We start from the raw sequence: 15,643 nt of genomic DNA on the forward strand, positions 1-15,643 counted from the left end.
CCAGACCGGTTTTTACTTCAATCCCAGTCGATCGAAAATCGTATTTACGTGCTTCAGATGCCAAGTCGGATCAAAGCAATCGGCGATTTCACCAGCAGACAGCAGAGCAGTGATTTCAGGCGTGGCACTCACAATATCCCGGAAATCGCGCTGTTCCTCCCATGCCTGCATGGCACGCGGTTGAACCGTGTCGTATGCTTGCTCGCGGCTCATGCCTTTGTCGATCAGCTTCGTCATGACCCGGCCGGAAAACGGCACGTTATAGGTACGGCTCATGTTTCGCTTCATATTGTCCGGGAATACCGTCAGGTTCTTCACGATATTGCCGAAACGGTTCAACATATAGTTGAGGAGCATGGTGGCATCCGGCAAAATGACTCTTTCGGCGGAAGAATGCGAGATATCGCGTTCGTGCCACAGCGTGACGTTCTCATAGGCGGTGATCATATGCCCGCGAATGACGCGGGACAGGCCGCTGATGTTCTCGCTGCCGATCGGATTCCGCTTATGCGGCATGGCGGAGGAGCCTTTTTGCCCTTTGCCGAAAGGCTCCTCCACTTCGCGGAACTCGCTCTTCTGCAGAGCTCGGATTTCCGTCGCAAACTTGTCCAGCGAGGTTGCGATCAACGCGAGTGTTGCCATATACTCCGCATGACGGTCACGCTGCAGCGTCTGTGTCGAGATCGGAGCCGGAGAGATGCCCAGCTTGCGGCACACGAACTGCTCCACCGCCGGATCGATGTTGGCGTAGGTACCGACGGCTCCGGACATTTTGCCGAATTGAACGTTATCCGCTGCACGCAGAAACCGCTCCAGATTGCGCTTCATTTCCTCATGCCACAGGGCAAGCTTCAAGCCGAAGGTCGTCGGTTCCGCGTGCACCCCATGCGTGCGGCCCATCATCGGCGTATCTTTATAGCGGATCGCTTGCTCGCGAAGGATGGCGATGAAGTTCTCGATATCTTTTTTCAAAATTCGATTGGCTTGCAGCAGCAGATAGCCCATAGCCGTATCGACCACATCGGTGGAAGTTAATCCGTAGTGCACCCATTTGCGCTCGGGGCCGAGACTTTCGGAGACGGCGCGGGTGAACGCAATGACGTCATGGCGTGTCTCCTGTTCGATCTCGTAGATCCGATCGATATCGAACTTCGCGTTGCGACGAAGCGCCGCCGTGTCTTCATGCGGGATGTGCCCCAGCTCCGCCCACGCTTCGCAAGCGCACAACTCCACTTCCAGCCAAGCTTTGAATTTGTTCTCTTCCGTCCAGATCGCCCGCATCTCGGGCCGGCTGTAGCGTTCAATCATCGGTTGTTCAAGGCCTCCATATATCGGATTGGGACACCCACTCAAGCGCCGCTTCCACTGTGGGGGCGAGCACGTTGACGTGACCCATTTTACGTTTGTGTTTCACTTCGGCTTTGCCGTAAAGGTGAACCTTCGGTTCCACGCCGAGGCGCACAGCCGTTTCGTCGGCTGACCGCATCCAGCTCAGAAGCGCCGGCATGTGCTCTCCCAGCACGTTAACCATGACAACCGGCGTCAGCAACGCCGGATCGCCCAGCGGCAAATCGCAAATCGCGCGGATATGCTGCTCGAACTGTGACGTCCGGCACGCTTCCATCGTATAGTGGCCGGAATTGTGCGGTCTTGGCGCGAGCTCATTGACGTATAGCTCTCCGTCTGCCGTGACGAACATCTCAACGGCGATGAGTCCGACAACTTCGAGCGTCTCTGCAATGGAGAGCGCCAGCCTTTCGGCCTTAGCTCGAACGTCTTCGGTGATACGTGCAGGAACGATAGATAAATGCAATATATTATGAATGTGCACATTCTCTGCCGGAGTGAAGGTGCGAATCTCGCCGGAGGGCCGCCGCGCGGCAATAACGGATATCTCTTTTTCGAATGGAATGAATTTCTCAAGCACGAGCTCTGCGCCCGCAGCACCCGCCTCTTTCCAGGCCGGCTCGAGTTCGGCGTCGGTCCGCAAAACCCATTGCCCTTTGCCGTCATAGCCGCCGGTCGCGGTCTTCAATACCGCAGGCAATCCGAGTGAACGCACCGCGTTACGCAGCTCGTCCAATCCGGTGATCTCCATGTAAGGAGCAACCTGTGCGCCGGCGGCCTCGACCGCCCGTTTTTCCCGCAGGCGGTGCTGGGTCGTGTGCAGGAGTTTGCTTCCCTGCGGAACATACGATTCTGCCTCCAGCATTGCTGCCACACCCGCGTCTACATTTTCAAACTCATAGGTGATCACATCCGAGCGCCTGGCAAGCTCCCTCGCAGCCTCACGATCGTCATACTTCGCGACAATTTGCTCAGCTGTCTGACCGCAGGGTGAATCCGGAGTCGGATCAAGTGTGATGAATCGGTACCCCAGTCTGTTACCTGCATGTGCCAGCATTCGGCCCAATTGACCTCCGCCGAGTACACCGATCGTAGCTCCGGGCAAGATCGTTCTTTCGGGAACCGGGGACTCGCACCCCAGAGGACCGCAGGACAGCCCCTCTTCAAACAAACTCACCAGCTTTATTTGCTCACTCATGGCAGTTCTCCGTTGTCCAACACTTCTTGTGTGATTCGATCCCGGCGGGCGGTTACCCGGGCTTGCACGTCATGATCAAAGGCTCCAAGGATCTGCGCCGCAAGCAGGCCTGCATTGGTGGCGCCCGCCGCTCCGATTGCAACAGTTGCGACGGGGACGCCGCCCGGCATTTGCACGATGGACAGCAATGAATCCAGGCCGTTCAAACTGGCAGACTTCACGGGGACGCCGATTACGGGCAGTACAGTCTTCGCCGCAACCATTCCCGGGAGGTGCGCTGCGCCGCCCGCTCCGGCGATAATGACTTTCAATCCGCGGGAAGCAGCGGTTGCTGCATATTCGAACATCAGATCCGGCGTCCGATGCGCGGAAACGACTTTTTTCTCGTATGGGATGCCGAGCTCATCCAGTACCTCGCAAGCTTTTTTCATCGTTTCCCAGTCCGATGTACTGCCCATAATAACGCCCACGAGCGATGACATAGCCCCACCCTTCCCTGATACAATCTTTTGTCCGATAACCGATTCTCTCAAGCAAAAAGAACAAAAAAGGGCCGATGGGAGTACCGTAAGTATCCCCCAATCGACCCATAATCTCTCTGCAGCGACAGCGAATCAGCCGATCACACAATAGAAAAGCTCGAATTGGCGAACCATTCGCGCTCCCTATCTCACTGTCATTGGTGATTGCCGCGTAGTCCGGAAATTAAGGTTTCCGGGTAGAGACGTTCGGGCCGATTCCCGAGTATATACGCGCGTGACAACTTGCCAAGCATTCGACAAGAACAAGCTTCTTCATGCCTTTAAGTTTACCTTAGCAGAAAGAGCAATGTCAAACAAACACGAACACTTTTTGATTAAACAAATAATAATGTTCGGATTTAGACAAAAATAGAAAACCCCGCTCCATCGCCGCCATGCGGAAATAGAACGGGGGTTTGCGCTAAGATATTAGCCTTGGGAGCCGATAAAAGCGTAACGCAGCACGATTAAGATCGCGAGCAGCCACATCAGCCAGTGAACTTTGTATTTTCCTTTACCGAAGACATTCGCTGCCGTAGCCAATATGACATACGAGAAGATTCCTAACGAAATACCATTGGCGATGTTATAGGTGAAAGGCATGAAGACGATCGTAAGGAAAGCCGGGATTGCGATCGTGTAGTCTTCGAAATCAATTGCTTTGACTGCTTGCATCATCAGCAGGCCGACAATGATCAAGGCCGCCGCAGTAGCGGATCCCGGAATCAAGGCGACAATCGGAGCAAGGAACAGAGCGAGCAGGAACAATACGCCGGTCGTTACGGAAGTTAAGCCGCTGCGGCCGCCTGCAGCAACGCCTGCAGCACTTTCAATGTAAGCTGTTGTGGTGCTGGTTCCGAGCATTGCGCCGCCTGTGACAGCTACCGCATCCACAAGCATGGCCTTGCCGACGATTTTTTTGCCTTTTTGCTCGTCTTTCATGACTCCTGTACGGTTCGCAGTTCCGACGAGTGTCCCGAACGTGTCGAATAGTTCGACGAACGTAAAAGTAGCAACAATGGAGATGAGTCCCGTTGATAAGACGCCTTCCCAGTCAAAATTCATGAACTGAAGCTCGCTCAAGTTCGGAATCCATGGCGTATCGGCCGTATTGATGGTAGTGGGTACATAGTTAGATCCGAGCAGCATACCGATCAGCGTCGTACCCAAAATTCCGAACAGAATCGCGCCTTTTACACGGAGAACCATGAGCACCCCGATCAGGAACAGTCCGATTAACGCAAGCTGCACACCGGGATTGTCGAGCGAACCCATATGGAAAATCGTTTCAAAAAACGCTACGTCAGTAAACTTGCCTTTTGGAATATCGTTTAGCGCCTCAACTCCGACCGTAAGAAGACCGCTGTTCTTCAAACCGATGATTGTGATGAACAATCCGATACCGACCGTTATCGCATGCTTCAAGCCGTCAGGTACGGCCACAAGAAGCATTTGGCGGATGTGCGTGACCGTCAGGAGAATAAAGATCAGACCTGAGATAAAGACGGCAGTCAGCGCAATTTCAAACGTTACCGGATGACCCGTAGCGGATGAACTCAAGATGACGGATGCGAAGTAAGCGTTCAAGCCCATACCTGGAGCAAGTGCTACAGGGAAATTAACGAAAAGGCCCATTGCAATTGTGAAAATACCTGCCGCTAAAGCCGTTGCGAGAAATACGGGATACCATTCTCCGCCGGTGGCTCCCGATCCGAACGCAGTCAGTGTATTCGGATTTACGGATAAGATGTAGGCCATTGTCATGAAAGTGGTGATACCGGCCATAATCTCCGTGCGGACGTTCGATCCCAGTTCTTTCAGCTTAAAGAATCTTTCCATGATTTCAGCAAGCTCTCCCCTCAGTGTCTGTTCGTTATTAGTGTCAAACAAGACAAAACATACAAAAAACCTAGAAGAAAAAATCTCTTCTAGGTTCCGCTATTCAAGGAAAATTCATACTGCGAGACGGAGGTGCGCACCTCGCCCGGTATGTATTTTCACTTTCCGTAGACAGATCATTTGCGGTGACCTCGTAGAGACTCCCGGGCCAATTCCCGGGATTATACGAAAAGAGCTATTCAGTTGTTTGTCCTTTCTCATTCTAGGACTAGAGGCACCCTGTGTCAACGGTTTTTGCGAATATTCGAGTTTTTTCTGCAAGCATTGTTCGGAAAATCGGCAAATCCCTTACTCCCACTCGATCGTGGCGGGAGGCTTGGATGTGATGTCATACACGATCCGATTGACGTTGTCGACCTCGTTGACGATACGAGTAGAAATTCGTTCGAGCACGTCATAAGGGATACGCGCCCAGTCGGCCGTCATTCCATCGATGGAAGTGACTGCGCGAAGGCCTACCGTGTAAGAGTAGGTACGGCCGTCACCCATAACACCGACGCTTTTCATGTTGGGCAGCGCCGTGAAATACTGCCAAATTTCACGGTCGAGTCCGGCTTTCGCGATTTCATCGCGCAGGATCGCGTCGGACTCGCGTACAATGGTGAGCTTCTCTTCAGTAACCTCGCCCAGCACCCGGATCGCTAGACCCGGACCGGGGAAAGGCTGCCGCCACACAATGGCGTCGGGCAGTCCGCACTCTTCGCCAACCTTGCGGACCTCGTCCTTGAACAAAGCCTTCAGAGGCTCAATAAGCTTGAATTTGATATCCTTCGGAAGACCGCCTACATTGTGGTGTGACTTGATCGTCTGCGCTGTAGCCGTGCCGCTCTCAACGATATCGGTGTACAGCGTGCCTTGAGCCAAAAATGCAAAATCGTCGAATCGCGCCGATTCCTCCTCGAACACCCGGATGAACTCGGTTCCGATGATTTTACGCTTTTGCTCGGGATCTTCGACACCTTTAAGCTTGCTCAGAAACCGTTCGCTGGCGTCGATTTTCACCACATTCATATCGAATTTGCCGACGAACGTGTCCGTGACGCTCTCCGCCTCGTCTTTGCGAAGCAGCCCGTGGTCGATGAACATGCATGTCAGCTGATCGCCGATCGCACGGTGAAGGAGCGCCGCTACAACGGAGGAATCCACGCCGCCCGAAAGAGCGCACAGCACCTTCTTTTCGCCGACTTCGTTACGGATGTCGCGAACCGTGTCTTCGATGAACGATTCCATGCTCCAGTCGCCTTTGCATTCGCAGATGCGGTACAGGAAGTTCCGGATCATATCATTGCCGTAGACCGAGTGGCGGACTTCGGGATGGAACTGCACTGCGAAAATTTTACGCTCCGGGTGGCTCATCGCCGCGACCGGGGCGTGCGCGGTACTGGCGTCGATCGTGAACCCTTCCGGCAGCTCCGTGACATGGTCACCGTGACTCATCCATACGGTCTGACGAGCATCCAATCCGTAGACCAGGCGGCAGCCGTCGACGAAATCCACATCCGATTTCCCGTACTCGCGTTTATTCGCCGGTTCTACTTTCCCGCCTTGCTGGTGGGTGATCAACTGCATGCCGTAGCAGATGCCCAGGATCGGGATGCCGAGGGAGTAAATGTCCGGATCTACCGTCGGCGCATTGTCCGCATACACGCTTGCCGGTCCGCCTGAGAAAACAATCCCTTTGGGATTGAGTTCGCGGAGCTTCTCTACGGATGTGTTATAAGGCAGCAGCTCGCTGTATACGCCCAGATCGCGGATGCGGCGCGCGATCAATTGGTTATATTGGCCGCCGAAATCCAATACGACAATCATCTCATGTTGATTATTATTCACTGTGCTTGCCGAGCCTCCCTCAATCAATTGAGGCTATTATAGCCATCCCGCTGCGGCAGCGTCAAGGAAGCCGGACAGCCGAACGGCTACCCCGCGGAAGGGGCGAGCAGCTGGTCAAGAGCGTCCGCCGGAAGCTTTACAACGCCGTTCTGCCAGGTGAGCTGAACGTTCAAAATACGTGCTGCGCCATCCGGATCGATGACCTCCACTTGCGTTGATTGCGGGATCAAATGAAGCTCGAAGCCTTGCACGAAGGCAAATACGATCCCTTGATTGGGATCCCAGCTGACTGATCCGCCCGTATCCGTAACCCATTCACGCAAGGTGATATTGGTCGAGGCTTCGGCTGGTTCCGGTTGTGCCGGCTCGGTCGGCTGTGCCGGCTCGGTCGGCTGTGCCGGCTCGTTCGGGGGCTGCGGCTGTGTGCCCGCCGCTTGTTTCGGTAAAGCCGCGTTCTTTCCGCCCAGCCAGGCGACGGCCTGCTCCGGAGAAGGCTTGGCGCGTTTCCACTTCAAAGTCGGCGCGAGGCGGAATGTGTGCGGCTTCACCTTATCGGAAAGTACGGCGAATTGGTATCCGTGCTTTTTATAATGCTTGATAATTTGCGGCAGTGCAGCGGCCGTTTCCTTATGGCTGCCGCCGTCATGCAGCAGCACGATCATTTCCGGAAGCAGCTTGGCGTTTAATACGTTCGCTGCAATTTCTTTGGCCGGTACGTTCAGCCTTTTCGCATCGCCGCTGTCCACATGCCAATCAAAGACGATGTAGCCGGCAGCCTGCAGCGCATTGAAATACACGGAATCGAAGTTGCCGAAAGTCCCTCCCGGCGCTCTCACGAGCCGCGTCGTCACGTTCGCCTTCTTTTGCAGAATCTGATTCGTTCTTACAACCTGCGCCGCAAAAGACTTGAAGTCCCCATAAAGCTCTTCGTACTTATGGTTATAGCTATGATTCCCGATCGCATGGCCTTGCTCTGCGATTTGGCGCAGCCGTTCCGGATATTTCTCGGCTTGTGCTCCGACCACGAAGAAAGTCGCTTTAACTTCCTCTTCACGCAAAATAGCTAAAACCCGGTCCGTCACCGGACTTGGTCCATCGTCGAAAGTGAGGTAAACCGTAGGCTTCCGAGGCGTATCCGCCGCAGCCGCATCATTTTCCCCGCCCGCACAGCCGATCAACGCAGCCAACAAAATAGACACCAGCACTTTCGTGCGGCGTCTGCGTGTGTGCCTCCGTTCTCCCATGTCGCATCCCCCGTATCGTCTATTGACGTATACGATGAATATATGAGCGGCCGGCCGTTTATATGACTATTATTTTGCTAGATTTGAAGTTTAGGAGGAGGTGACTGCGTTTAGAACGTCCTGGGAATGTCCCTTCACTCTCACGTTGCGCCATTCCTTGAGCAGCTTGCCCGACTCGTCAATCAGGAAAGTTGAGCGGACGATGCCCATGTACGTTCTGCCGTACAGCTTCTTTTCCTGCCATACTCCGTACAGATCGCATACCCGATGTTCCGGATCGGCGAGCAGCAAGAAGGGCAGATCATACTTTTCTATGAATTTATAATGGGATTTCAAATCGTTCGTGCTGATTCCGAGAATGACGGCATTCGCTTCTGTGATGGCGTCATTCGCATCCCGGAAGTCACACGATTGCTGTGTGCACGTCGGCGTCATGTCCTTCGGATAAAAGTACAATACGACCTTCCGTCCGCGAAAATCACCCAGCCGCACGGTTCCCCCGTTCGTCGCGGGCAGCTCAAAATCCGGCACCGGCTTCCCCACTTCAATTTTCTCCATGCGTAACAACCCTTCCTGATCCGATTCTGTGCTACTCAAGAGCCCGCGCCCCGGTATCGGCGGACTCCGTGGTTCCAGAAGAGCAGGCCGATGCCCGCGACGACGATGCCGACAACCGGCGTCAGCAGCGACATGACGAGATCTTTATGCCGCTCGAGGAAGAACGACGCCGGATACACGCCGACGAAGGCAAAAGGCAGCAGCCAGGTCAGCAGAAAGCGGATGCCCTTGTTATAGATTTGAATAGGGTAGCGTCCATAATTCTGGATGTTGAACATGAGCGGCACAATGCCCGTCGGCGCATCCGAATAGAACGAGATTGCCGCCAGCGCCGTGTAGATTCCGGCATAGATCAGCACCGAGCCGATCACCATCACCACCAGCACAAGCGGATCGTACCAGGAAAACGGCAGCCCCAGCGTCGACCACGCCGAGCCCATGATCGCAAGTCCGACGAAAGCGCCGATCAAGGACGGCGGATCCACGTTCTCCAGCATCACTTGCGCCAGCGAATGAGCAGGGCGGGTAAGCACCCGGTCCATTTCCCCTTTGACGATGTACCGGTCGCTGAAATTCCACAAATTAAAGAAAGTGCCGAATATCGCAGACGGGATCATAAAATAGCCGTACACGAAAATGACCTCCGCTTGATTCCAGTCCCCGAGCGAATTCGTATGCTGAAACACGACAAATATAAAAATCAGATTCACGGCCGAGAAAAGCAAGTCGGACACCACTTCCACCCAGAAGTCCGCGCGATAAGTCAGTTTCACTTTCAGATAGTTAGCCATATATTCACGAAACAAAGATAGTGTAAATTTCATCGCCCGTTCACCCTCCCTGCACGAACAACCGTCGCCGCGCCGCCCGCCACATGGCCCAGATCGGCAGAATCAGCACCGCAAACCAGATGAATTGAACTGCCACCGCTTGTACAACCTCGGTGCCGTTGAGTCGTCCGGTAAACACCGAGCTCGGCAAGTACGTAATGGCCGGGAACGGAGTCCACTCCAAGACCGACTTCGCCCATAACGGAAAAAAGGCGATCGGCACGATAAGTCCCGACAGCAAATCCATCGTGACGCGCTTCATCCGCATCAGTCCCTCGTTATTTTCCACGAAAAAAGCAAACAAACCGGTCAGAATATTGATCTGTGAATTGATCAGAAAACTGAACCAGATCATGACGAAAAATATACCCCAGCGTACCGGGTCAGTCGGCAGAGATATGGGAAAAATAAACGATACCACGACCATCCCGGGAACCATGAACAGAACGAGCCGGAACAAGCCTTCGCCGAACCCCTGCATCATTTTCACAAGCAGATAATTATAAGGCCGGGTCATCTGCACCGCTACGCTGCCGTCGCGGATTTCATTGGAGATTTCACGATCGAGATTGTTAAAATAAAAACGCGCGCGCCATCCAGGAGATCGCGACATACGTGGTCATTTGGAGCACGGTGAAGCCGGACAATGAAGGCACATCTCCGTAGATCGCTTTCCACATGAAGTAGTACGCGCCGATGTTGATCGCATAAATGATAATGCCGCTGTAGTAATTCACCCGATAAGCAAGCATCATGAGAAACCGCATGCGGATTAATTCCAGATAAGCGCTAGCCACGGTTGCCCGCCCCCGCTCCAACGGCCGTCGCGGCAGCTTCGTCCGACGCAGTCCCTTGCTCACCGGCAAGTCCGTCCGCGAGCGGAGACTCGGCACTTCCCGATTGATAGATTTCCCGCACAATCTGGTCGGTGTTCGTCTCGAAAATCTTGATATCACTAATATCCCGCGCCCCTACGACACGCGACAGCACTTCGGACACGTTCATTTCTCGGGGAATCCAGACTTTGGCGGTAATGTCGTTTTCCAACGTCCAGCGAACATCCAGGCCCTGTGTTAGAGCTGACACAGCGGATAGTGCAACGGATTCGGTAAATTGGAACTGAACCTCGCGCCCTTTGCCCCAACGGTCTTTCAGTTCATCCAGTCCGCCATCGTAGATGATGCTGCCGTCATCCAGCATGATCACTCGTGAACAGAGCGCTTCAATGTCTTGAAGATCATGTGTCGTCAGCAGTATGGTGGTGCCTTGCTCGCGATTGAGGCGTTTTAGGAATTCGCGTATTTCCGTTTTGACGACAATATCCAGCCCGATGGTCGGCTCGTCCAAAAACAAAATGGCCGGATTATGCAGCAATGCCGCCACCAGCTCGCAGCGCATGCGCTGACCTAAACTAAGCTTTCGTACGGGACGATTCAGCAGGTCCTGAAGCTGGAGCGTCTCCACCAGATCATCGAGCCTTTTGCGGAAATCCGCTTCACTCACCCGGTACACTTTTTTCAGCAGCCGGAAAGATTCAATGACGCCGATATCCCACCAAAGCTGGCTGCGCTGCCCGAATACGACTCCGATATCTTTTACGAACCGTTCCCGATCCTGATACGGCACCAAGCCGTTCACCACAAGCTTGCCTGAAGTCGGCACAAGAATTCCGGTAAGCATCTTGATCGTGGTCGATTTGCCGGCGCCGTTCTCACCGATATACCCGCATATTTCCCCTTGGGGAATTTGAAAGCTGATATCCTTGACCGCCGCCACTTCGGTATGTTCACGCTTGAACAAGTCTTGAAGCGCGCCTTTGAGGCCTTCGCGGTTTTTCTGCACTTTGAACTGTTTGCGCAGTTGATGTACATCAATAGCTAGCATAATAACCTCCCATGATGCGAAAGAAACTTGATATTACAGGCGCTTAAACTTTATAATTTTATAATATGTAATCTTACCTCAACAAACGATCTGCGTAAAATAACCCCTTCATTCTTCGTTCGGCCCGCCAAACACCAACCGGAGAGGATTTTGGATTTATGCGCAAAAAAAAGATGGAAGTTGTGGACGCTTTTCGGCGTTCTCGTTGTTTTAGCCGGCTTCTTGGGTTTTACCGCTTGGTGGGCATACGGTGTGGAACAGGAGCTGGCTCACGCCCAGAAGCCGAAGGAAGAGTCTCGTTTCGGCGATTTCAAAGACAAGCCGGAAGAGAAGCCTCCGGAATGGCAAGGCTCGGAGCGGGTGAATGTTCTGCTGCTCGGTGCGGACGAGAGAGGGTTACGCGAAGGCGAGGTTGCGCGGTCGGACACGATGCTGGTCGTTTCGTTCGATCCCGCGCGTAAGAAAACACATTTATTTTCCGTGCTCCGCGATACATATGTGGAAATTCCGGGGTACAGGAGCAATCGGGCCAACACCGCCATCACGCACGGACCGAATGTCGCGATGAAAACGATCGGCAACCTGACCGGTCTGGACATTCAGTATTACGTGTACGCTGATTTCCAAGGATTCATTAACCTTGTCGACGCGATAGGCGGAGTAGATTATTTTGTTGAGAAAAACATGCGCTGGACGGACGCCGCTGACGGTCACCGGTTCGATATCGATCTGAAAAAAGGCTACCAGCATCTTGACGGCGAAAAGGCGTTGCAGTACGTTCGTTTCCGGCATGATAAAATGTCCGATTTCACGCGCACCGAGCGTCAGCGTGCGTTCTTGAAAGCTATCGCGGATAAAATGCAGTCCGGCTGGAACCTGATCCGGCTGCCCGAAATTCTCAGCAAGGTAACTCCTCATGTGGAGACGAATATGTCGACGGAGGATATGAGAAAGCTGGCGTGGCTGGCATATCAGTCCCAGCAGGCCGGTTCCGCGCAGATTCCTCCTATGGAACTGATCTATGATCAGAATGTCGGTGGCTCCTCCGTACTAGGTATCCGTGACGTTGATGCGCTCCGTGATTATGTGGCGGAGACATTAGCCGGAGACAACACTGTTAAGTCTACAAGTAAAATCCCGGGAGGATAAACGATAAAATGCAACGGAATAAATCAGCACAGCTATACGATGAAGCACAGCAGCACATTGTCGGCGGGGTGAACAGCCCTTCCCGCTCTTTCAAGGCGGTGGGGGGCGGCGCCCCTGTTTTTATGAAGCGGGGCGAAGGCGCGTACATGTGGGATGTGGACGGCAACCGTTACATCGATTATTTGGCAGCGTTCGGCCCTATCATCACCGGGCATGCGCATCCGCATGTGACGGAAGCGATTATTCGAGCCGCTAAAGAAGGCACGCTCTATGGCACGGCCACCGAGCATGAGATCCGGCTTGCAGAAGCATTGAAGGCCGCCATCCCGTCGATGGATAAGGTGCGCTTTACAAATTCCGGCACGGAAGCGGTTATGACGACGATTCGGGTGGCTCGCGCTTATACCGGCCGCGACAAAATCATCAAGTTTGCGGGTTGCTACCACGGACACTCCGACCTCGTACTTGTGGCAGCCGGCTCCGGTCCCTCCACATTGGGCATACCAGACAGCGCCGGGGTTCCCGCAGGTATCGCAAGCGAAGTGATTACAGTGCCATTTAACGAGCTGGATGGTTTAAAGCTCGCGCTTGAACGCTGGGGTGATGAGGTTGCGGCTGTAATGGTCGAGCCGATTGTCGGCAACTTCGGCATGGTCATGCCTAAGCCGGGATTTCTTGAAGGGCTTTGCCGCATGGCACGCGACGCGGGAGCGCTTGTTATCTATGATGAAGTTATCAGCGCGTTCCGTTTCCACTATGGATCCGCGCAGACCTTCTCTGCTTTCCCAGATCAGAACGCGATCCGTCCGGACCTGACCGCGCTCGGCAAAATCATCGGCGGCGGACTGCCCATCGGGGCCTACGGCGGAAGCGCAGCCGTAATGAGTAAGGTCGCTCCGCTCGGACCGGCCTATCAGGCCGGCACCATGGCCGGAAATCCCGCTTCCATGTTGGCGGGCCTAGCCTGCTTGGAGGTGCTGAGGCAGCCCGGGACGTATGAGCGCATGGACGACATGGCCGCCAAGCTGGCCGCCGGGCTCAAAGCATCGGCAGACGGCTACGGCGTCCCGCTCACGGTTAATCGCATCGTCGGCGCGTTCTCAACGCATTTTTGCGATCATCCGGTCACCAACTACGAAGAAGCACAGGACACGGACGGCGAGCAGTTCGCTCAGTTCTTCCGGCTCATGCTCGAGCGCGGCATCTACCTCGCACCGTCAAAGTACGAAGCCTGGTTCCTCACCACCGCTCACACCGACGCCGACATCGACGCCACATTAATGGCCGCAGAAGAATCTTTCCGCGAAATGGCTAGAAAATAAATTGTTCAAATTGAGGTCTCTCGTTAGAGGCCTCAATTTTCATTTGTGGTGCCGTGCGCGCCTTTTGCCAATATCCCCTTCGCTCAGACTCGCTTAACTCTCGGCACCCTTTGCTCGGTATCCCCTTCGTTCAGACACACCACTCTTGGTACCTTTGTTCGATATCCCCTTCGCTCAGCACACACACAGTCAGCACGCCTTTTGCCGATACCCCGTTCGCTCAGAAACCATTAGCCCCTAGGCAGCAATTTTCTCGAACGCTCGGATCGTCCGCCTGAGTAACGGGGATACCGTGAAAAGGAGCTCACCAGCCAATGCCTGAGTTACGGGGATACCGACAAATGGAGCTCACCAGCCACTGCCTGAGTTACCGGGATACCGTCAAAAGGAGCTCCCGTAGTCCAGGGATCTGGATGTGGGAGCTCCTTTTATTCGTCTTTACCGTATCGGTCGTCGACCTCACGGGCCATGGAGCGGTAAAGTTTGGTTTCTTCGGCTACCGGGTCGTATTCTGTCTGGATGCGGATTTCCCAGCGGGGCGGCAAGGCGCGTACTGCTGCTTCGGCCGGATCCGATGATTCCGGATCTCCTTCAGTTAAACGCTGGATCAGCAGCTCCTCAGCCTCGGTAAGCAGCAAGTCTGGATCTTCGATAGCGGTGCCATCGCCATTCTCCGCAACGCCGGCCCAGCCGGTGCCATCGCCGGCGTATTCATCGGAAGCTGGAATGTCCCGGATATCCTCCAGCTTTCCCGTCTTGTTGTCGTTGTCACGCTCGCGTTCCAGTGTCCTCGCCCCCTTTTACCATAGGATTATCGAAAGCCGTGTATCTCATGTGCCTGTGTCCTAAGCCGTAGATGGACAGGAGGTCGTGACTCAGTGCGCCGAGTGCGCAGCATGCAAATCTGCAAGAAGATCATTATGGATAAGTCCGTTAGTGGCCGTTACGTTACGCACTCCGAGATGGTATGCTTCACCCGACAAATCGGAAATCGTGCCGCCCGCCTCCTGTATCAGCAAAGAGCCCGCGGCGATGTCCCATGAGCTCAGGTTATGCTCCCAAAACCCACTTAATCTCCCCGCCGCAACATAAGCCAGATGCAGCGCGGCTGACCCGGCTACCCGCAAGTTGCGGACTTTCGGCGCGATCGCCTGGATCTCTTTCAAGTTCGCCGGAAGGGCCACCAGATGGTCGGCTGGAAAGCCCGTTGCAATCAAGCTCTGGCATAAGCTCGCCTCTTTGGCAACTTGCATTTTACGACCGTGCACATATGCTCCTTTACCCCGTTCCGCGACGAACAATTCATCCCGCATCGGGTCGTAGACGACACCGACAATCACTTCCCCGCGATGAGCGAGCGCAATTGAAACCGAGAAAAAAGGAAATCCATGCACATAGTTGGTTGTACCGTCCACCGGATCTACTATCCACAAGTACTCGGCATCGCTCATATCTTGAAGTGCTTTGACCGACGCTTCCGGCCCCGGCTCCACACCTTCCTCCCCGAGAAAGGAGTGCTCCGGAAAGTGAGTCGCGATCAGATTCCGGATCATGCGCTCCGAGCCTTTATCTACTTCAGTGACGAGATCATGCATGGAATATTTGGTACTTAGCTGCGTGACGCTGCCGAGTTTGCTTTTGATCCATTCCCCGGCCTTTGATGCGCTGTTGACGGCAACCGCCGTAAAGCTTTTGCCCCCGATTATGTTGTCCGGCTCATTCAAGTCCATCAGTCATCCCTCAAATCCTTGTTATCTATGTACAACCTAACTGTATAAAACCTCACTCTTAGCTATACGATAACGGAACTGCGCGGGTTGCGGCTATTTCCCGGACGACTCAGAAATACGTCACATTTCCG

Annotated in this window: 13 protein-coding genes, 1 pseudogene and 2 riboswitches; of the genes and pseudogenes, 3 read left to right on the forward strand and 11 right to left on the reverse strand. The window is 54.1% G+C overall.

Translation table 11 applies throughout. The features are described 5' to 3' along the window. Nucleotides 1–12: 12 nt before the first annotated feature. The 10 genes and pseudogenes from purB to SD71_RS01700 all read right to left on the reverse strand — a co-directional run bounded on the left by purB (nt 13) and on the right by SD71_RS01700 (nt 11,311). Entirely contained in the window at nt 13–1,308 is a 1,296-nt protein-coding gene (gene purB, locus SD71_RS01655; protein ID WP_041058745.1) for an adenylosuccinate lyase, read from the reverse strand. Between the two features lie 7 nt (nt 1,309–1,315). Beyond that, nucleotides 1,316–2,545, reverse strand: coding sequence for a 5-(carboxyamino)imidazole ribonucleotide synthase (gene purK / locus SD71_RS01660; RefSeq protein ID WP_082033981.1), 1,230 nt, complete (start codon nt 2,543–2,545; stop codon nt 1,316–1,318). Then, nucleotides 2,542–3,027: a 5-(carboxyamino)imidazole ribonucleotide mutase gene (purE, locus tag SD71_RS01665; protein ID WP_041058748.1), complete on the reverse strand. Its 486-nt coding sequence runs from the start codon at nt 3,025–3,027 to the stop codon at nt 2,542–2,544. The genes purK and purE overlap by 4 nt, the downstream gene beginning before the upstream one ends. Nucleotides 3,028–3,219: 192 nt before the next feature. Beyond that, nucleotides 3,220–3,319, reverse strand: a riboswitch (purine riboswitch). Between the two features lie 176 nt (nt 3,320–3,495). Then, the gene (locus SD71_RS01670) at nt 3,496–4,905 is read right to left on the reverse strand and encodes an NCS2 family permease (protein ID WP_041058752.1); all 1,410 of its coding nucleotides are present in this window, start codon (nt 4,903–4,905) and stop codon (nt 3,496–3,498) included. 148 nt (nt 4,906–5,053) lie between these two features. Further along, nucleotides 5,054–5,154: riboswitch (purine riboswitch) on the reverse strand. 99 nt (nt 5,155–5,253) lie between these two features. Further along, nucleotides 5,254–6,774, reverse strand: a complete 1,521-nt coding sequence (guaA, locus tag SD71_RS01675; RefSeq protein WP_041059673.1) for a glutamine-hydrolyzing GMP synthase — start codon at nt 6,772–6,774, stop codon at nt 5,254–5,256. Between the two features lie 107 nt (nt 6,775–6,881). Further along, nucleotides 6,882–8,039: a polysaccharide deacetylase family protein gene (locus SD71_RS21810; protein ID WP_052475848.1), complete on the reverse strand. Its 1,158-nt coding sequence runs from the start codon at nt 8,037–8,039 to the stop codon at nt 6,882–6,884. Between the two features lie 90 nt (nt 8,040–8,129). Then, nucleotides 8,130–8,597 carry a thioredoxin-dependent thiol peroxidase gene (bcp, locus tag SD71_RS01685; RefSeq protein WP_041058755.1) on the reverse strand — a complete coding sequence of 156 codons (468 nt, stop codon included), beginning with the start codon at nt 8,595–8,597 and terminating at the stop codon, nt 8,130–8,132. A gap of 35 nt (nt 8,598–8,632) precedes the next feature. Further along, nucleotides 8,633–9,421: an ABC transporter permease gene (locus SD71_RS01690; protein ID WP_041058758.1), complete on the reverse strand. Its 789-nt coding sequence runs from the start codon at nt 9,419–9,421 to the stop codon at nt 8,633–8,635. A 7-nt stretch (nt 9,422–9,428) separates the two neighbouring features. Further along, a pseudogene (locus tag SD71_RS01695) lies at nt 9,429–10,224 on the reverse strand (ABC transporter permease). Then, nucleotides 10,217–11,311, reverse strand: a complete 1,095-nt coding sequence (locus tag SD71_RS01700) for an ABC transporter ATP-binding protein (protein ID WP_041058761.1) — start codon at nt 11,309–11,311, stop codon at nt 10,217–10,219. The pseudogene SD71_RS01695 and the gene SD71_RS01700 overlap by 8 nt, the downstream one beginning before the upstream one ends. Before the next feature lie 150 nt (nt 11,312–11,461). On the opposite strand from SD71_RS01700, the gene SD71_RS01705 reads away from it, so the two are divergent. The 3 genes from SD71_RS01705 to SD71_RS25745 all read left to right on the forward strand — a co-directional run bounded on the left by SD71_RS01705 (nt 11,462) and on the right by SD71_RS25745 (nt 14,360). After that, the gene (locus tag SD71_RS01705) at nt 11,462–12,460 is read left to right on the forward strand and encodes an LCP family protein (RefSeq protein ID WP_082033982.1); all 999 of its coding nucleotides are present in this window, start codon (nt 11,462–11,464) and stop codon (nt 12,458–12,460) included. Nucleotides 12,461–12,468: 8 nt separating this feature from the next. Then, nucleotides 12,469–13,782, forward strand: a complete 1,314-nt coding sequence (locus tag SD71_RS01710) for a glutamate-1-semialdehyde 2,1-aminomutase (protein ID WP_041058764.1) — start codon at nt 12,469–12,471, stop codon at nt 13,780–13,782. Nucleotides 13,783–14,096: 314 nt separating this feature from the next. Beyond that, the gene (locus SD71_RS25745; RefSeq protein ID WP_161793317.1) at nt 14,097–14,360 is read left to right on the forward strand and encodes a hypothetical protein; all 264 of its coding nucleotides are present in this window, start codon (nt 14,097–14,099) and stop codon (nt 14,358–14,360) included. A 297-nt stretch (nt 14,361–14,657) separates the two neighbouring features. Here the strand turns inward: SD71_RS25745 and SD71_RS01720 are convergent, their stop codons facing one another. After that, the gene (locus SD71_RS01720) at nt 14,658–15,512 is read right to left on the reverse strand and encodes an inositol monophosphatase family protein (protein WP_041058770.1); all 855 of its coding nucleotides are present in this window, start codon (nt 15,510–15,512) and stop codon (nt 14,658–14,660) included. Nucleotides 15,513–15,643 lie beyond the last annotated feature (131 nt).

The organism is Cohnella kolymensis (assembly GCF_000829465.1).
Classification (GTDB): Bacteria; Bacillota; Bacilli; order Paenibacillales; family Paenibacillaceae; genus Cohnella; species Cohnella kolymensis.